The sequence below is a fragment of the Sporosarcina sp. Y1009 genome, assembly GCF_057669865.1.
This window is the reverse complement of sequence record NZ_JBYHFO010000020.1, coordinates 17,994-36,379: the sequence shown is the minus strand read 5'-3', so window position 1 is coordinate 36,379 and position 18,386 is coordinate 17,994. Positions and strand designations below refer to the sequence as shown.

The 18,386-nt window shown below is 38.3% G+C and carries 15 protein-coding genes, 1 pseudogene and 1 riboswitch; of the genes and pseudogenes, 6 read left to right on the top strand and 10 right to left on the bottom strand.

What is annotated here, in order from left to right; all coding sequences use genetic code 11:
• Nucleotides 1-189: 189 nt before the first annotated feature.
• A complete protein-coding gene (locus AC25Y1_RS17310) occupies nt 190-591 on the bottom strand; it encodes a DUF6241 domain-containing protein (protein ID WP_488149253.1) in 402 nt (133 codons plus the stop codon).
• A 616-nt stretch (nt 592-1,207) separates the two neighbouring features.
• Between AC25Y1_RS17310 and AC25Y1_RS17305 the strand changes: the two genes are divergently transcribed.
• From AC25Y1_RS17305 to AC25Y1_RS17295, 3 genes are all read left to right on the top strand, one after another.
• A complete protein-coding gene (locus tag AC25Y1_RS17305; protein ID WP_488149252.1) occupies nt 1,208-1,816 on the top strand; it encodes a M15 family metallopeptidase in 609 nt (202 codons plus the stop codon).
• A gap of 670 nt (nt 1,817-2,486) precedes the next feature.
• Nucleotides 2,487-5,564 (top strand): NHL repeat-containing protein, encoded by a 3,078-nt coding sequence (locus tag AC25Y1_RS17300; RefSeq protein WP_488149251.1) that lies wholly within the window; start codon nt 2,487-2,489, stop codon nt 5,562-5,564.
• Nucleotides 5,565-5,931: 367 nt separating this feature from the next.
• A complete protein-coding gene (locus AC25Y1_RS17295; protein ID WP_488149250.1) occupies nt 5,932-6,231 on the top strand; it encodes an SRPBCC family protein in 300 nt (99 codons plus the stop codon).
• Between the two features lie 343 nt (nt 6,232-6,574).
• On the opposite strand, the gene AC25Y1_RS17290 is transcribed toward AC25Y1_RS17295, so the two are convergent.
• Nucleotides 6,575-6,991, bottom strand: coding sequence for a VOC family protein (locus AC25Y1_RS17290; protein ID WP_488149249.1), 417 nt, complete (start codon nt 6,989-6,991; stop codon nt 6,575-6,577).
• Nucleotides 6,992-7,177: 186 nt separating this feature from the next.
• Between AC25Y1_RS17290 and AC25Y1_RS17285 the strand changes: the two genes are divergently transcribed.
• Nucleotides 7,178-7,888 carry a MerR family transcriptional regulator gene (locus AC25Y1_RS17285; RefSeq protein WP_488149248.1) on the top strand — a complete coding sequence of 237 codons (711 nt, stop codon included), beginning with the start codon at nt 7,178-7,180 and terminating at the stop codon, nt 7,886-7,888.
• A gap of 227 nt (nt 7,889-8,115) precedes the next feature.
• Here the strand turns inward: AC25Y1_RS17285 and AC25Y1_RS17280 are convergent.
• The 8 genes and pseudogenes from AC25Y1_RS17280 to AC25Y1_RS17245 form a co-directional block, all read right to left on the bottom strand.
• A pseudogene (locus AC25Y1_RS17280) lies at nt 8,116-8,607 on the bottom strand (DUF6710 family protein); the annotation flags it as partial.
• A 35-nt stretch (nt 8,608-8,642) separates the two neighbouring features.
• Nucleotides 8,643-8,861 carry a hypothetical protein gene (locus AC25Y1_RS17275; protein ID WP_488149247.1) on the bottom strand — a complete coding sequence of 73 codons (219 nt, stop codon included), beginning with the start codon at nt 8,859-8,861 and terminating at the stop codon, nt 8,643-8,645.
• Between the two features lie 122 nt (nt 8,862-8,983).
• The gene (locus AC25Y1_RS17270) at nt 8,984-9,841 is read right to left on the bottom strand and encodes a polysaccharide deacetylase family protein (protein WP_488149246.1); all 858 of its coding nucleotides are present in this window, start codon (nt 9,839-9,841) and stop codon (nt 8,984-8,986) included.
• Between the two features lie 156 nt (nt 9,842-9,997).
• Nucleotides 9,998-10,651 (bottom strand): methionine ABC transporter permease, encoded by a 654-nt coding sequence (locus AC25Y1_RS17265; RefSeq protein WP_488149245.1) that lies wholly within the window; start codon nt 10,649-10,651, stop codon nt 9,998-10,000.
• Nucleotides 10,641-11,642, bottom strand: coding sequence for a methionine ABC transporter ATP-binding protein (locus tag AC25Y1_RS17260; protein WP_488149244.1), 1,002 nt, complete (start codon nt 11,640-11,642; stop codon nt 10,641-10,643). The genes AC25Y1_RS17265 and AC25Y1_RS17260 overlap by 11 nt, the downstream gene beginning before the upstream one ends.
• A gap of 11 nt (nt 11,643-11,653) precedes the next feature.
• On the bottom strand, nt 11,654-12,469 hold the full coding sequence (locus AC25Y1_RS17255) for a MetQ/NlpA family ABC transporter substrate-binding protein (RefSeq protein ID WP_488149243.1): 816 nt from the start codon (nt 12,467-12,469) through the stop codon (nt 11,654-11,656).
• A 28-nt stretch (nt 12,470-12,497) separates the two neighbouring features.
• Nucleotides 12,498-13,874: an LLM class flavin-dependent oxidoreductase gene (locus AC25Y1_RS17250; RefSeq protein ID WP_488149242.1), complete on the bottom strand. Its 1,377-nt coding sequence runs from the start codon at nt 13,872-13,874 to the stop codon at nt 12,498-12,500.
• Between the two features lie 34 nt (nt 13,875-13,908).
• Nucleotides 13,909-14,175 carry a hypothetical protein gene (locus AC25Y1_RS17245; RefSeq protein WP_488149241.1) on the bottom strand — a complete coding sequence of 89 codons (267 nt, stop codon included), beginning with the start codon at nt 14,173-14,175 and terminating at the stop codon, nt 13,909-13,911.
• 128 nt (nt 14,176-14,303) lie between these two features.
• A riboswitch (SAM riboswitch) is annotated at nt 14,304-14,415 on the bottom strand.
• 535 nt (nt 14,416-14,950) lie between these two features.
• Between AC25Y1_RS17245 and AC25Y1_RS17240 the strand changes: the two genes are divergently transcribed.
• Complete coding sequence (locus AC25Y1_RS17240) at nt 14,951-16,372, top strand: DHA2 family efflux MFS transporter permease subunit (RefSeq protein WP_488149240.1); 1,422 nt, start codon at nt 14,951-14,953, stop codon at nt 16,370-16,372.
• A 178-nt stretch (nt 16,373-16,550) separates the two neighbouring features.
• Nucleotides 16,551-18,125 (top strand): FAD-dependent oxidoreductase, encoded by a 1,575-nt coding sequence (locus tag AC25Y1_RS17235; RefSeq protein WP_488149239.1) that lies wholly within the window; start codon nt 16,551-16,553, stop codon nt 18,123-18,125.
• The last annotated feature ends 261 nt before the right edge of the window (nt 18,126-18,386 follow it).

The following is an 18,386-nucleotide window of genomic DNA, read 5'->3' as shown; positions in this document are numbered from 1 at the left end:
TATAGCCGTACCAAGTTCTTATCCTAAGTCTGAATAAATTCCCCAGTTATTTCTATGGAAGGCATGTGGTTGTAAGCGAAATTGTTTCAACAGAAATCTGAATAAGGTAAACCGTTTCGCCATTATTATCAACACTTTTTTGTAATTCAATTGATTAATTGATAGACAATACAAAAAGTAACGCCAGTTTCAATCTGACGTTACATCAATTACTTCAATCTTAAAATGCTTTTTTATAAAATATTTTTCTTCTTCAAAAGACATTATACCTTTTGCTCGTCCAACATTACCTCCTTGAAGAGACCAAACGGCATTGTGGTCTTTATCTGCTCTTGAGAAATCATTGTCTGCCCAGCGATTAAGAATTTCTAAATACAATTTCAAATCGTTGTAGCTGCTTTGGTTTCCTTCAACTACTTCAATCAAACGTTCTATTCGCTCTTGAGTCATAGGCAAGAAATCCCATTTGTCATCTGCGTGAACTTTTTGATGAGACATTCCATGAATCGCATCTTGAACAGCATATTCTGACATAGTAGGTGGAAATTCTTCTTCAACAGGTGCTATCCTCAATTCCTCAATATCAATCACTGGAAATACATCTCCTTCTTTCGGAGTAACAGTTTTTTCCTGGAATGTTACGATTTCTTTATTCCATTGATTGAAAAGGAGGTATGAATGAACAAACCGCATTGGATGATATCGTCTATATGCGGTTTTTCAAATAATTGGTTATGAGGAATGAAATTCAATCGGTAAAACGCGCCTTTGTTATTGCGCCCATACAGAATCATGACGTTGAATACATGTGATATAGTTGAAAAGAAAAAGGAGAGAATAAATGGATCCCCGTTTACCAGAACTTCTTCAGTAGACGAGTTTGTACGGTACATTAGCGAAATACTATGGACATATAAATCCAAGATGGCATATGTATTTCTACGAATTACACTTTAATTATGAGAAACAACCTGTTCAACATTACTGGATGCTTCGTGAAAGAAATCCAAATATGGATAACGAATAATCTAAAGCATTTTTAATTTAGTGAGCCGCTGCAGATAAAGGCGGTTTTTTTATTTGGTTAAAGTTAACATAAGTAATCTATACTAACATTGAAACTAAATTCGTACAGTTTTCGTCCTATTCATGTTAAATTAAACGTATATTTTGTCGAAAATCATTGAGAAAGAGTGGATAACAACTTGTGAAGAAGCTACTAAAAATATTGCTGTTATTCCTCTGTGCATTTGTCGCCTATCAATCTTTCTTATTCATGAAGGGAAATCCTGGATCAACGAAACGGGTTGAATACGAAGTAAATGTAGAGACTTTACCAACTGAACTGCATCCCATTGTAGCTGAGAAAGTAGAGATTTTAATAGAAAAAACAGCAGAAAAAAAGATTAAAATCCTGATCACAGATGATTACCGTTCTTATGAGGAGCAAGACAAGCTTTATGATAAGGGCAGAAGAACTCCCGGAAAAGTAGTTACTCATGCAGAGGGAGGCGAATCCTATCACAACTTTGGCCTTGCAGTCGATTTTGCTCTTCAGCTTGAGAATGGTCATGTGATTTGGGATATTGAATATGATGGGAACGGAAATGGTCAATCAGATTGGTTTGAGGTTGCAGAAATTGCAAAGAAGTTGGGCTTTCAATGGGGCGGAGACTGGCGCGGCTTTACAGATTATCCTCATCTTCAGATGGATTTTGGTTTAACCATTAACGATCTGCAAGAAGGAAAACGTCCCAAAGTAACTCAGCTAATTACAGAAGGCACAGAAATGCGTTCGGTTATTAAAGAATCTTGATAGCTATACCAAAAAAGACGACTTTAAAATTCGGAAATGTGGATTTTAAGTCGTCTTTTCCAATCTTCATCTTATAATCAGGCTACCTTGATTAAAATTACCTCCACTGTAATCATCCTTTTCACGGTAAATAGTTACCGAATCGGAAAGAAAGCAAAGCTCATTTAGAATTTAATGTTTGCTATATTAAGAAATCACTGGTAATACTGATATCCAGCCGTGCAGCGCATACAATAATGCATATTTGTTTGGTGATAACCGCCTCCATGTTGCCATGGCTAATCAAAAAATGTGCAATCGCCACAACATCACCTCCGGATTTGTTAGAGCATATAGCCAGAGAAGCCCATCACTTATGGAGAAATTTGGAGGATGAAAGAATAACATAAGGTCGTACTAAGAAATGCCATATAACGATAAAACACTTTTTTACATTTAACATGTTCGATATGAACGCCGATTATTCCTAATTAGGAGTGGTCGGTTTTTTTATTAAAACTTAGGAAGTGGTGATAAATGATATTTAAAATGAATATTGAAATTTAAAGTCATTATAAAGACTTGTCTCTTGTTGAAAAATAATGTAATTTTGAGAACAAGTCGACACATAATTTAGTCATTTCGGACATTTGGGATGTCAAGGTTAAAAAAATAAGAATAGGGGTGTAGTATGAAAAAGAATTCGACTAAAAAAGTAGGACTCATCATTTTTTGCATGGTCTTACTCATCAGTTTATTACCCGCTCAACCTGCTTCATTTTATGCGGAAGAAATTGAGGTTCAAGGAAATGTCGTAAACGCTGGTTTTGAAATAGCTTTAAATGAAGATGGTTCAATCCCAGGATGGACGCCAGAAAGTGGCGCATCAGGGATATCTATTAGTACCTCGACTTTTAATAATGGAAGTCAAAGCTTACATTTTAATGATACATCGGACAAATCTGGGCTGCGTGTCTTAAGTGATAAATTTCCGGTTGTTGCGGGGAAAGTATATTTGTCGAAAGTCATGACAAATGTCGTGAATCAAACGCATAATATCGTTTCTGAAGTGCGCTATTATGACCAGAATGATCGATTGATATCCGACAAAATAAAACAGGAACTGTTTGGAAACTTGCCCAAAAATCAGTGGACAGAGTTAAAAGTTTTCACGGATGTTCCGAGCAATGCTGTCACCGCAAGAATCGCTTTTTACTCAGGTGGGATTAGTTTAACCGAGGCATATTTCGATGATGTAACTTTCGAATTAGCCGAGGTGGACAAACCTTTAGAACGAGAATACAACAATCCTACAAATCTTGGAGAAATGGTACAAGTACAATTGGGACAAGCATCTGTCATTCAAGAGAATCAATTTGGAGAAAATGAAGTGTATTATCATTCGAATGGTCTTCCAGGAACGTTCTCGGTGCTGGATGCAGAAACAGGGGAACTTAAGTTTTCAGAAGTTGTAAACGATACAGAAGCATTATGGGCAATGACAGTTGGACCTGATAAGAATGTTTATTTTGCGGGCACTGGTGATGGGAAACTGTATCGGTATGTACCTGAACTAGAAAAGATCGAAGAATTAGGTGTAAATCCTTCAGATGATTGGGTATGGGATTTAGAGGCTACAGAAGATGGAAAGATTTATGGATCGACATATCCCCATGCAAGTGTCTTTGAGTATGATATTGCGACTGGAGAGTTCAGAGATTACGGAACTGTAAAAGAAGGGCAGCAATACGCTAGGGGGATAGCTGTCACAGATGAGCACATTTATGTGGGCATCGGAACGACTAAGCATCTATTTAAAGTAGATAGAGTGACAGGTGAGAAAGAAGAAATCATCATTGAAGGGCATTCTGGACAAAGTGGAACGATTGAAAACATGTTTATAGTGAATGATATGCTTCTTGTTTCTGTCGGTACGATAACAATGCTTGTGATTGACCCGGAAACGAACGAAGTTGTTCATACATTCCAATATAGCAATATGATTTCTGAACCGTCACCACATAATGCGAATCTTATCTACTATAAATTTCAAAACCGATTGTATCAATATGATTTTAGCGTCAATCAATCTAGTTTAATTGAAGGCATTCCACTGCTTCCGGATACTGTCCGTGTGAAGGATATGGAGTGGCTCACGTTAACTAGTGGAGAAACCGTTTTGGCTATGGTGACGCAATATGGGGAGTTCATGCTATACAATCCAACTAGCAATAGCGTGAAATTTATTGAGCTAGATATCTCTTCACAAGCAGTGGCCATCCAAGCACTTGAAACAGGTCATGATGGAAAGTTATATATGGGCGGTTATCAGCGTGGGATGAGTATTTATAATCCTTTTGAAAATGAATTGGAAGTAAATATCCCATCGTTTGCACAACCAGAGGGAATCGGATTTCTAAATGACAAAGTGTACTACGGAACTTATGTGGGGGCTATGATGTACAGCTATGATCCACTAGCAGATGTAGATTTAAATAGTAATCCAAAGTTTGAGTATGATATTACAGATCAGCAAGACCGTCCATTTGCCATTACATCAGGGGATGATAAGTTATTCGTTGGAACGATTCCAGATTACGGTATCCTAGGCGGCGCTTTAGCAATCTATGATGAAAAAACAGATGAGTGGTCGCAACATCGAAATGTCGTACAAGATCAAAGTATTATTGCTTTGGCCTATAAAGATGGAAAAATCTATGGTGGTACATCTGTATGGGGCGGCTTAGGCGTAGACCCGAAAGCGACAGAAGCAAAAATATTCGTGTGGGATGTTGAAACGGGAGAGAAAATAGAAGAATTTACGCCAGATATACCCGGAATCGATGAAACACCAAGAATGATTGGTGGACTTTCATTTGGTCCTGATGGAAATTTATGGGGTGCAGTGGATGGAACCATTTTCGCAATGGATCCAGCTACGAAAGAAATTGTGAAAAGTAAAGTAATCCGACCAAGCTTATACAATAGTAGTAAATGGTTCCCATATCGCTTGCAATGGGCACCAGATGGTATGTTATATACGACATTATCGCGGAAGTTAATTGCCATCGAGCCAGAAACATTAGCATATAAAGTGCTCGTTGAAGATTTTATGAACAATATGTCAGTGGGAGTGGATGGTAGTATTTACTATGCACTAGGCAGTAATTTATATCAAATTGCGGTTCCTGAAACCGACGCAACATTAAAAACAGTCACGGTAGATGGTGAGCCATTGTCAGATTTTTCACCTGGCCGGACGAATTATACAATAACCTCGGCGCATAAGTTGACTATAGAAGCCGAAGCTAATGAGCCAGGAGCTCAAGTTGAAATTGTTACTAGTGAAAATAGTACGTTCATCAAAGTTACGGCTACTGACGGGATATCTGAATTGGAATACAAAATAGATTGGGAAAAATCAGCGTATGCAATGGACGTAAAGACAATATTCACAAATAAAAAAGGTCAAGTTATTAACCAGCTAACACCAAATGACATGATAACGGCTGAAATTGAAGTAACAAATACGAAAAACAATAATCAAGATATTATCGTAATGATGGAACTCTTGAATGAAAAAAATGAAGTAGTAGATGTTAAGTATGCATCTAGAACAATACCGAAAAATAAAACAAAGAAAATGTCAACAAAACTTAAGCTACCTTCAAAAATAACAGGATATAAATTAAAAGTAACGGCATGGGAAGGTAAGAAAATAGAAGGAAATATGGTCCCTTTATCAGATGAAGTGATTATTACAGAGTGATTTCGAGTGATTAGGTGACTTCGGTATTATTACGAAGTCATCTTTTTAATTTGCATTAATTGTAAAATGCCGGCTTCACGGAAATAACTATGTGTAAAAAGAGTTCCTTAGGTTATTATAAAATGAACAGCACGGTATATTCGCGTGGTGGTGAATATCAAATTATTGGAGGGGAAATTATGTCATCAAAAATCGAAATCATTCACACTTTTAATATTGCCCGGGAGAACGTTATTAAGGCATTTACTCAAGCTGAACATTTGCAAAGTTGGTGGGGACCAAAAGGATGGGAATTTAATATTTCTACGCTCGAGTTCAGCCAAGGTGGTATCTTCCACTATAGTCAGAAATCCCCTGCGGCGATATCATGTGGGTCAAATTCATTTACGATGAAATTAGCATTCCGGAAAAGATTGTGTATACTCAATTCTTTTCGGATGATGAAGGCAATGTCGCCCGCGCACCTTTTAATACTACCTGGCCACTGAAAGTACAGAATACATTTACGTTCCTAGAACACGATGGTAAAACAACCCTTACAATGATTCAAACTCCTGTATCAGCAACCAAAGAGGAGCTTAATACCTTTGTAGAATCACAGGCTTTGATTCAAAAAGGATTCTCTGGCACCTTCATTCAATTAGAAGATTATTTGTCTAATAACTGATATAAAATAAATCACCGACTATCTTTAAACTTACAATCAAACAAATTTTGACTCTTCTTTAGACAGGGTTGAAGCATTAGCACATTTATCTCAGACCATAAAGCCAGTAAGTGAGGTTCATGAATGGTTTAGTACTCCAACATCTCCTGTTTTTTACACGGATCACGAGAATTTTTTTGGCACCTTGCATACAGTTTCTTACGTGCCTAAAATTTATAAGATAATAGTAACCGCTCCTGGAGGCAAAACACAGGCTATTTCAATGTAGAACTTAAGCTAACGCGGTCGCCAAATAAAAATGGAACTGACTAAGTCAGTTCCATACCAAATGAATATACCGATTTTATTTTTTAGATTTAAGCCACCATAAATTGCCAAATGGATCTACAAAACCTGCCATGTACCCACTGTTTTCATCACCCATAACTTCCATGATGGAGGTGGCTCCTGTACTCAAGGCTGTTTCATATGTTTCAGTAATATTCTCAACGTAAATAAACATTTGTATTGGTACTAAGCCGTCATTCTGTAAATCACCACAGACTCCTGGACTCCAGCTTCCATCATGGGAGGTATCAGCAAAATAAATAATGCTTCCTCCTATTTTCATTTCCGCATGAACTACACCTTCCGTACCCTCGAACTTATCGATGGTTAATACCTCAGAATTAAAAACTTTCTCAGTAAATTCAATAAAATGTGGTGCATTTAGCACCATGAAATAAGGTACGATAGTTTGGTTAACTTCTGGATTATTCATTAATCTCTCTCCTCATTATTAAATTTAGTTAGGGAACTTTAAAAATTCACCTTACACATTAATCATACAAGATTAGTGCAAATGATAAGGTTGTGTTATTGTATATACTCGTATTAAAGGATTATTATAAGAAAACCCGTCATTTACTTTAATTAGCTTTTGTAGGGTTATAGAAGGAGATTAGTGATGAAAGGCATTGACATTGCAAGAAAGTTGAATATTAGTACGAGTGCATTAAGGCATTATGAATCTTGGGGACTTATTCCTAAAGTTGAGCGAGAGACAAATGGATACCGCATCTATACAAAGGAGCACGAGGCATATTTTCGGTGTATACGTGCATTGAATGCTGGCTTCGGGATGGATTTGGTCCGAAAGGTTATGCCACTCATCATAAATGAGAAAGAACTTGATGCCTTATGGCAAATTAACAAGGCACAGGTTGATCTTCATACTGAAAAGGAAACCATACAAAAAACAGTGGATATACTTGATTTAAACGAGTTAACTGCCTTTCCAGATTACCAACATAAAAATTGGTTTACGATTGGAGAGGTAGCTAAAGAAGCGAATGTGTCTGCTTCTGCGATTCGACATTGGGAAAAGGAAGGGTTGATAAAGCCCGAACGTAACAAAGAGAGTGGATTCCGTATATTTAGCCCATCTGATATTAGAAAGGTGCTTATCATCCGAACTGTTCAAAGGGTGGTTTACTCGTTAGATATTGTTCGTGAGGTATTGACTGGTTTTGATAAGAACAACGTAACGCAGGCTAAGGAAATGGCTTTTAAGTCACTTCAATACATTGATAATGTATTAGTGGAGCAAGTAAAAGGTATTGCCTATTTGCACAATCTTTTGGAAGTTGTGGCGAAAAAAGAAAGTCAGGAGATATGATTCATTACGAAATTGAAAGTATATTTTAATAGATTAGAAGATATCTTCGATATAGAGGCACCTGGAGGATTTACTGTCGAAGTTGCTTTTTGATACACAAGCTGAAGAGGCGGCGACTTTTTATACTGGACACTTTTGTTCAATGCTCATTAGATGAGGAAAACTTTCGGTAACAAATTTTGTTGTTATTCCTATTAAGATCTGTTTAAGTGTTCTTGGTCTCGCATCTAATAACTTATTGAATTCTCAGCCATTATACGACCTATTTCAAATATAGCCGCAAACTCAGCATTAAGGACGGGTGAGATAATACTGCCATCTTCTTTACGATAATAATTAACACCAACACAATACACATAATCATACACATCACTAATGTCATAAACATACCTAGGAATAATTTCCCCTTTGCCTTGAATTATCCCAGCTGTTATAGAGTGATTTCCTCCATAGACCCACGCGATCCCAATTGGTAACCATAATTCTACATGGTGATTCGTGTCGTCTTGACACCACTGCCCCCATCTTCTACCTTGCCCAATCAGTACTATACTCTTAATTAATCTCGATTTTTTGCAAGGCCAAGGCAATACTAAATCCCGATTTAATGAGATTACTTTTCTAGTTTTTAGCTTTCTCATAACATCTTGAAAATTACTACCCGCCTTAGTAATCAAGGCTAGTGGATGAATAAGTACTCCTTCGGGAAACAATTTAGGTAAGGGTGATTCATCTCTTTGATATAAAAGATTAGCTAAATAATGAGATTGAAGTTGCCTTCATCAATTAAGGGATGTTCAGTCTCTTCGTTTAAACCGTCGTAACTATTGTTGAATTTCCTTGATTCATCCAAGACAGCTATTGAAAATCTCATAATACTATCGAAGTTGTTTTTAATTTCTATATTGGTGGGGGATATATTTTCTGATTGCTGCTTGATGGTTTTAGAAAGATTTTTATTAAATTGGATCAAATTAGCGCCTCCTTCATATGTACAATAAACATATGAAGGAGGTTGACTGTGAATTCCGAAATCACTTTGTTAAAAAGGTTTGGTTCGAGATGACTGGTTGTTCCGTGATCCCAATGCTTTTTTCATTTTGCCACGGGTATTCCAATTAATTCTGGAACCGTGACAAACTTCGTTCCGTCTTCCTTCAGTTTTAGTATGACTGTATCTAAAGCCTGAACTGTTCCAGATAAATCTGCTGTCCAATCGGTGCCATCATGCATTAATATAATGGATCCGAAACCAACATTACTGAGTATATTGTCTGAAATAATGTCAGCGCTAAGTTGTTTCCAGTCAAGAGAATCCACATCCCAACCGATTACCGTATTATCATTTTGAGCCAATACTTGTACAATCTCATCATTTAAAGCGCCATATGGGGAGCGGAAGAGACGTGGTTTAAAACCAATTATCTCCTCGATCACCTGTTCCGTTTCTGTCAATTCCCATCGTAACCTTTCTAAACTCTCTTTCGGTAAATTGGGGTGCCAATATGTATGGTTTCCAATCGCATGCCCCTCATCATGAATCCGTTTCGTTAACTCTCTATTTGCTTCTGCTCTCGCGCCAAATAGAAAAAAAGTTGCTTTCACATCATGTTTAGCTAAAACGTCAAGCACTTGAGGCGTAAACCGGATATCAGGTCCGTCATCAAATGTCAGCGCTACTTGATTAATCGTTGGATCCCCACGTAGATAGACGATATTAGGATATTTCTTTTGCAATATATCGTTTGAAACAGGACGGGGTTCACGAACGTCTCTTTCTGAACCACCTTCAAATTGAGGTTGATCATCTAAGTATCCATCACGCATCTGTTTGTTTTCTTGTTCGGAGGAGGGGAGAAGTGAGTTCCTATCCGTCTGATGAGTATTCTGACAAGCGACAAGGAAAATGCAAAGGAGCAAAATACTTAATAATTTATCTATGCCTTTATTCAAATTATAACCTCCATACATTTAGATTAATGTTTAGGATATGTCATTATTTTTAATTTATCCTGCTTCAACAAGAACCTTTTTCTTAGGAAGTTTTAAAAAATAAAAATCCTTACATAAGCTGCATGGACAGCGTATGTAAGGATTTATGAATTTGAATTACCTTTTATCAGCCACATGTGCAGCCCGATCGCCAATAAATTGAATGAACTGAACAAGGAAGATTAAGGAAACGACAGTGATGACCATGACTTCGTTTTGATAACGGTAATAGCCAAAACGGATAGCGAAGTCCCCGATACCGCCTCCGCCGATCATTCCTGCCATTGCGGAATAGCTTAACAAACTAATGATTGTGACTGTTAAACCCGAGATGAGTCCTGATTTAGATTCTGGCAATAACACTTTTCGAATAATTAGCCACGGGGAAGCGCCGACTGATTCAGCTGCTTCAATGACGCCTTTGTCAATTTCGCGTAAAGAGTTTTCCACTAATCGTGCATAAAATGGAATGCCCGCTACCGTTAGCGAAAAGCTTGCTGCGGTAGGTCCCATTGAATCCCCAAGAATGAATGTCGTTAAAGGAAGTAATACGACGAGTAAGATGACAAATGGGATGGAACGAATAATATTAATAATTGTACCGGATATATTTTGTAGGATTTTATTTTGCCAAAACATTCCTTCGCTCGTCGTAAACAGTCCAATTCCAAGTGGGACCCCGATTAATACTGAAAGCGTGACGGATATTGTTAACATCCATGCAGTTTCCAAAAAGGCGACGCCGAATTCATTTAGTAAGCTAGGAGACATGAGCCAGCACCTCCAGACGGTTCGTTCGATTTGTAATATACTCGATTGCGCGTTCAATTTCATATTGTTCGCCTTTAATTTCAACGATGAGAATACCTAGCGGACGATCTTGGATATAGCTGATCTGACCATGCAGTATATTTACGATGACTTTGAAACGATTGATTGTCTCTGAAATGATACTGTCTTCTGCAGAGTCACCGCGGAAGGTGATTTGAGCAATGGATCCGGTTCTTGCTTCTAGTAAACGTTCTGGCAATGTTAAGGAATGAACGGTTTGAACAAATTGCTTTGCCAATGGAGTTTGTGGATCAGCAAACAATTCATACGCTTCATTCACCTCAATAACTTTACCATTCTCCATCACTGCAACGCGGTGGCAAATTTCTTGAACAACTGCCATTTCATGTGTAATGAGGACGATGGTAATCCCTAATCTTTCGTTTATTTCTTTCAACAACTTCAGAATAGACGCCGTCGTATTAGGATCTAGTGCAGACGTAGCTTCATCGCAAAGTAGGACGGTTGGGTCGTTCGCAAGTGCACGTGCAATCCCTACGCGTTGTTTTTGACCTCCCGATAGTTGAGCCGGATAATAATCGGCACGATCGGCAAGCCCAACCATTTCGAGTAACTCTGGAACACGTTGCTGAATTTCTTCTTTCGTTTTCCCGGCCGCCAACATTGAAAAGGCAATGTTTTCATATACTTTCGCAGAGCTAATTAAATGAAAATGTTGAAAAATCATGCCGATTTTCAATCGTTCTTTTCGCACTTCTTTTTTGGACAAAGCCATCAAATCTTTTTTATTAACGAGGACTTTTCCCTTTGTCGGTTTTTCAAGTAAATTTAGACATCTAAGTAATGTACTTTTTCCCGCGCCGCTATAACCGATAATGCCGAAAATTTCACCTTTCGGAATGGTAAGACTGACATTATCAACGGCCGTGACGTTTTTATACGTTTTCGTAACATTCACAAGTTCAATCATGGGGTTATCTCCTATTCTTTCTGATAATCGGGTTTTGTAAATTCCGCATTATTTTCGTTCGTATATTGTAAAAACGCTTCAGAATGATAGGCTTTTTTAATTGCCGCTGCGAACGGTTCGTCTAAATTGTCCTTGTGATAGGCAACGTTATTCATAAATTCAGGCGGCGTATCCTCTATAAGAACGGCATCCTGCAAGTTTAAGCCCGAGGAAATTGCAAAATTACCGTTAATGAATGCAAAATCGGTATCGCCTAACGATCTTGGAAGTTGTGCACCGTCAATTGCTTTAATTTCTAAATTGTATTTGTTTTCAACGATGTCTTTTTCAGAAGCTCTAGATTGATCAATTTCACCTGTAAGTGTAATCCATCCCAAACGTTCCAGCATTTGAAGGGCTCTCGCCGTGCTAACTGGGTCGTTAGACAATGTTAACCTCATTCCTTCTTTTACGTCAGAAACATCTGTATGCTTTTCTGAATACAGTCCAATTGGTGCGGTGGGTACCGCATGACCGACTGCTAGATCTGCCTTATGATCTTTATTAAAAGCCTCTAAATAGACGGATGTTTGAAATACATTTGCGTCAATACTGCCTTCTTGTAATGCACGGTTTGGTTGGATGTAATCATTGAATTCAACCAGTTTTACTTTGTAACCGTCTTTTTCCAGTAATGGAATGATGCTTTCTTTCAGTTGATCTGCATAAGGCCCTGACGTCGCCCCGATTTTCAACTCTTTTTTGTCTCCACTTGCTTCTCCAGAACTGCATGCAGACAGGAGAAGTAGCGTAAACAATGCTAGAAAAGGAATTATGACTTTTTTCATTTTAATGACCACCTTTATAGTTAATGATTTAGACATTGACGAGTGAAAATGTTTTTCCAGGATGATTTTCAGGCAATCGATCGGTTCCAAATAAATTTCCACGCATTGTCGTACTTTGCACATCATCCTTTTGGCGAATTAATCCGCGCGCTTGTAGAACGGGTGTGACCAATTCTGCAAAATCTTTAAAGGATCCTGGTTTAATTGCGTACGTTATATTAAATCCGTCGACATCCGCATCTTTAACCCATCTTTCCATTTCATCTGCAATTTTTTCAGGTGTGCCGACAACAACTGGACCGATACCGCCGATTCCCACAAATTCAGCAATTTCTCGAATGGTCCATTTTTTGTCCGGATCCACTTTTGTGAAAATGTCAACGCGTGAACGCATTGAATCGTTTTCAACAAACTGTAGATCTTCATCTAAATCGTATTCAGATAAGTCGATTCCCGTCCAGCCACTGAACAAGCTCATCGCACCTTCAAGGCTAATATGTTTTTTGTAATCTTCATATTTTGCTTCTGCTTCTTCTTGCGTTCGCCCGACAATCGGAGTGAAGAGGCTATACACTTTGATATCTTCGCCTTTTCTACCAAACTGCTCCGCCTGACCGCGTATTTTATCGACAAACTTACGCGCGATATCAGTTGTAGGCATGGAGACATAGACCCCTTCTGCGTGTTCTGCCGCAAATGCACTTCCTTTTGGTGATAAACCAGCTTGAAAAATGACCGGCGTTCGTTGTGGAGAAGGTTCGCATAAGTGAGCGCCAGGAACGGTGAAGTACTTACCCTTATGTTGAATGTCGTGAACTTTTTCTGGGTCAACATACATTTTTCTTTCTATGTCACGAACAACGGCATCTTCTTCCCAGCTTTGTTCCCATAATTTATAACAAACGTCTAAATATTCTTCTGCAATTGAATAGCGTTCATCATGTGCAATTTGTTCGGTCATTCCAATGTTTATTGCTGCACTTTTCAAATAAGACGTTACAACATTCCAGCCAACACGGCCTTTTGTTAAATGATCTAATGTCGACATGCGACGTGAAAATGTATAAGGATGCTCATGCGTGACAGACGCGGTAATGCCAAATGACAAATTTTTAGTAACTGCTGCCATTGCCGGAACAATGAGCATCGGATCATTGATAGGGGATTGCACCGCTTGCCTAAGACCCGCGTCTCTTTTTCCTTCATAGACATCATACGGACCGAGTACATCTGCTAAAAAGACAGAGTCAAACTGCGCTTCTTCTAATAACTGTGCAAACTCGATCCAATAATTAATGTCCGTGTAGCGATGTGCTTCATTGTCAGGATGGGACCAAAGTCCGGGAGATTGGTTACTAGGGCAGTTCATATCAAATGCGTTTAATAAAATTCTTTTTTTTGTCATTGTAAGTTCCTCCTAATTTTTTGTTGCGTTAACACTAAACAACTACTTCTTGCAGGTTCACATAACTTTCCAACGTATTCGTTAATCCTTCTGGGAAGCGTTGCTTTGTCAAGTGTTCTTCTACATTTGCTGTTATGTAGTGCAAAAACTTCAAAATATGTACTCTTCTGTCTAAAACATCCTTGAATCCATTCTCGTAAAACCATGCGTCGATCGTATTGTAAACACCACGGTTAATGTAGAAAGTTTTTTCGATTTCCCTGACGAATGATAAATCAGGCAAATGAACATCAATAATCATAAAAAACACCTCCTATACACAACACAGCATATTTGTTCCAACCATCCTTCCTTGAAAAAATAAAAACCCTCTACTCATGATGAGTAGAGGGTGAAATACAAAATTAAAAGTTAACTGTAATTTCAGCCGTCTCATCTGAAGAATACGAATGTATTCTACTGAACTTAGCACCATACAATAAAAGATTTGCTGGTTGCTGAGGTTTCAAAGGGTCAGTCCCTCCACCTCTCTTGATAAGCAGCGATACTATTTAGTTTTGAATGTCGATCGAATACCTAGATATTAGCGATCAAACGTTAGATTAGATACTATCTATATTTCTAGAAAGAGTCAAGGGGTTTTGATGAAATAGTCTGATATAAGCGAAAAGTCATGGTAGTCTACTGGATTCTGATTTTAGTGAAAAAACGTCTCTACTATGTAACGGTAGAAAGAAAAGTGGAAATCTTTATGGTTTTTCGACTAATTATTCAAGTTGAAATCATGGGTGAAATGCACTATAAAATAGGACGCATGTTGTTCTATAAGTGGGAGATTCGGTTCTCTAATAGATTCGTTTATTTACAAGGCATTATAGTATTAAAATGTATTGTATTTCTGTATAGTAAATAGGTTAATATATTAAATGAGCTATTATCTTTTGAAGATATTTCTATGCTTGTACAGACAGAATACAAGTCACAATCTCGAATGGGGTAATTACCAAACAGTCGATGTTGAGAAACAGCAAAGAATAAAACAAGATTGATTTAGTTTTTAATTGGAGGAATTATTTATGTCAACAACAGAAAAAAGTCAAGTTATCAAGTCGACCCCCATTTTGCTGTCTTTTTTAATTGCAGGGTTTATTGGGTTATTTAGTGAAACAGCTTTAAACATGGCACTCGGTGGTTTAGTGAAGGAATTCGATGTACCCCATTCCACCGTTCAATGGCTAACTACAGGTTTTCTATTGACCTTAGCGATATTAATTCCTATTTCTGCTCTTTTAATTCAATGGTTTAGTACACGACAATTGTTTATTGCTTCACTCATATTTTCTATTATTGGAACGATTGTTGCAGGATCAGCGCCAATTTTCGATGTCTTGATTGTAGGGCGTGTAATTCAAGCGATTGGGACGGGCTTACTGATACCGCTTATGTTTAATACGATTTTGCTGATTTATCCAATCCATAAAAGAGGAACGATTATGGGCCTAATGGGGTTGGTGATGATGGTTGCACCAGCTATTGGGCCAGCCCTTTCAGGTATAATCATTGAAAATTTAAGTTGGAATTGGATTTTCTGGGTCACGCTACCGTTTCTTGCGCTTGCACTACTCGCTGGTATTATTTATATGCAAAATGTTTCTACGCTTACTAAACCTAAAATCGATATTCTGTCGATTATTTTATCGAGTATTGGTTTTGGTGGCATTGTTTATGGTTTTAGTGCCGCTGGAGAAGAAGGCTGGGGAAGTACCATCGTTGTAGCAACCATTGTAATTGGTCTTATAGCGCTTATTGTCTTCTCCATAAGACAACTTACAATGAAGACGCCAATGCTTGATCTCCGTGCGTTTAAATATCCGATGTTTACTTTGGGGCTCTTGAGCGTCTTTGTTACTTTCATGGTCATTTTGTCTACCATGATTCTCTTACCTTTATACTTGCAGACGGGCATGGGGTTAGCTCCGGTTATAGCGGGACTTGTCCTTTTACCAGGGGGTATCATAAATGGCATTATGTCTCCAATAACAGGTCGACTTTTTGATAAATACGGACCAAGGGGACTCGTTACACCTGGATTTATTATAATGGTCATTATGCTGTGGAGCTTGTCGAACGTAACGACAACAACATCCATATTCATGATCGTCTTCTTGCATTCACTTCTTTTTATAGGTGTTTCGTTGGTGATGATGCCAGCTCAAACAAATGGACTGAACCAACTTCCGAGAGACCTATATCCAGATGGAACAGCTTTGATGAACACATTACAACAAGTATCAGGTGCAATCGGTACAGCCGTTGCCATTACAATTATGTCAGCTGCACAAACGAGTTATTTAAATAAAGTAACAGATCCAACTAGTTTATCGGCAGTGAGTGAATCTTTAACTGCAGGCGTTCAAACTGCATTTATTTTCGGATTGATACTTGCAGTCATTGGTCTGATTATGTCATTCTTTATTAAATCATCACGCAATCTATAAAATCTAAAGAATTGACTATTGTCTCTATTAATCATAAAACGGCACTTGATAAGCGAGAGTAAATGCTTATCAGGGTGTCGTTTTTTTATTTTCCCAGACTTGGTTTGTATCGATTGTTTAGACCAGATGTTGTATGGGAATCCTTCAATTATCCAATTATCGAAATGGAGGATATATAATGACCCAAAACATTGGTAAATTACCAGAGCATCCGGAGTCCTATTGGAGGACGGGTATTGAGTTTCCAGAGTATCCAAGCTTAGAGGATGATCTACAAGTTGATGTCGTGATTGTAGGGGCGGGAATTACAGGTATAACGTCTGCTTATTTATTGGTCAACGAAGGATTGAAGGTCGCTGTCATTGAGGCAGGAAAAGTGATGAACGGGACAACAGGTCATACGACAGCCAAAATCACTGCTCAACATGATTTAATTTACGATGAATTCATTCGCAATATTGGTAGAAGCAACGCGCGTTTGTATTATGAAGCGAATATTGAAGCGCTTAATTTTATCGAAAAAACTGTGAACGAACATAAAATTGATTGTGAATTTAGCACACAGGACGCGTACATATACGCCACTTCGGAGAAATATGCTAAGAAAGTTGAAAAAGAAGCTGAAGCCTACGAAAAGATTGGAATTGATGGTGGATTAGTTGATAGTATTCCTTTCGATATAGACATAAAAAAAGTGCTTGTGATGAAAAATCAAGCGCAGTTTCACCCAACTAAATACTTAGTTCACTTGATTCAATTATTCACGGAAAAAGGCGGGCTTATTTTTGAGAACACAACAGCAGTGAATATTGAAACTGGTGAACAACCTGTTGTGCTGACTCGCGGAGAATTAGCGCCAAAAATTACAGCTAATCATGTCTTGGCATGTTCCCATTTTCCGTTCTATGAAGGACTAGGTCTCTATTCGACAAGAATGTATGCGGATCGTTCTTATGCGCTTGCTGTTAAAGCGAACAAGAAATTCCCCGGCGGAATCTATATCAGTGCTGATGAGCCAACACGTTCACTTCGTTCAGTAAGTGTTGACGGGGAAGAAATCGTGCTTATTGTTGGTGAAAGTCACAAGACCGGGCAAGGAATCGAGACAATGGAACATTACGAGGCATTGGAGACTTTTGGCGAGGAAGTCTTCGGTCTGAAAGAAATTGTCTACCGATGGTCAGCTCAGGATTTAGTGACACTGGACAAACTGCCATATATCGGTGAACTAACATCTGGACAACCGAATATCTTGATTGCGACAGGGTTTCGAAAATGGGGTATGTCAAATGGAACTGCGGCTGCACTGTTGTTCCGGGATATGATTTTAGGCAAGGAGAATAATTTTCAAAAGTTATATTCACCTTCACGGTTCTATGCACATCCGAGTTTGAAAAACTTCTTGGTTGAGAACGCCAATGTTGTCGGACAGTTGATAAAAGGGAAGCTAGATTCACCAAAAACAACACCCGAAGATTTAGAGAATGGTGAAGGTGCCGTTATTACGCTGGACGGGCACAGAAAAGGTGCCTACAAAGATGATGCCGGTAAACTTCATATTGTCCATACAACTTGTACGCATATCGGCTGTGAAGTTGAGTGGAATAATGGGGACCGAACTTGGGATTGCCCATGTCATGGCTCGAGATTCTCATTTGAAGGAGAAGTGATTGAAGGTCCGGCCGAAAAACCATTACAAAAATATGATTATAAAATGATTGACAACTTGACATCGGAAGACTCCGGCTATTGACAGTAAAATCATTGACTCCGAAACAGTCAGCGCTTATACTAAGCCTTACAAATTAAATAACTTTTTACTTCCTTTAAGGGGAGTAGCAGTACAGCAAAGTCGTCAACACAGGGGTTGAACCCTCGGCTTTGTTGGCAACTTTAGTTGTTTGCGAGACCTTACCGATTATTTGGTGAGGTCTTTTTGTATTTTCGAGACGTTAATGGCCAATTATTGGTTATCACGTCTTTTTTTATTTCATATAATATATTGGAGGACAAA

Excerpts from the sequence above, each read along its gene's own strand:
- AC25Y1_RS17285 (WP_488149248.1), top strand. The coding sequence starts at position 7,178 with ATGAAAGGCATTGACATTGCAAGAAAGTTGAATATTAGTACGAGTGCA.
- AC25Y1_RS17265 (WP_488149245.1), bottom strand. The coding sequence starts at position 10,651 with ATGTCTCCTAGCTTACTAAATGAATTCGGCGTCGCCTTTTTGGAAACT.
- AC25Y1_RS17245 (WP_488149241.1), bottom strand. The coding sequence starts at position 14,175 with ATGATTATTGATGTTCATTTGCCTGATTTATCATTCGTCAGGGAAATC.
- AC25Y1_RS17300 (WP_488149251.1), top strand. The coding sequence starts at position 2,487 with ATGAAAAAGAATTCGACTAAAAAAGTAGGACTCATCATTTTTTGCATG.
- AC25Y1_RS17260 (WP_488149244.1), bottom strand. The coding sequence starts at position 11,642 with ATGATTGAACTTGTGAATGTTACGAAAACGTATAAAAACGTCACGGCC.
- AC25Y1_RS17295 (WP_488149250.1), top strand. The coding sequence starts at position 5,932 with ATGTGGGTCAAATTCATTTACGATGAAATTAGCATTCCGGAAAAGATT.
- AC25Y1_RS17240 (WP_488149240.1), top strand. The coding sequence starts at position 14,951 with ATGTCAACAACAGAAAAAAGTCAAGTTATCAAGTCGACCCCCATTTTG.
- AC25Y1_RS17250 (WP_488149242.1), bottom strand. The coding sequence starts at position 13,874 with ATGACAAAAAAAAGAATTTTATTAAACGCATTTGATATGAACTGCCCT.
- AC25Y1_RS17290 (WP_488149249.1), bottom strand. The coding sequence starts at position 6,991 with ATGAATAATCCAGAAGTTAACCAAACTATCGTACCTTATTTCATGGTG.
- AC25Y1_RS17235 (WP_488149239.1), top strand. The coding sequence starts at position 16,551 with ATGACCCAAAACATTGGTAAATTACCAGAGCATCCGGAGTCCTATTGG.
- AC25Y1_RS17255 (WP_488149243.1), bottom strand. The coding sequence starts at position 12,469 with ATGAAAAAAGTCATAATTCCTTTTCTAGCATTGTTTACGCTACTTCTC.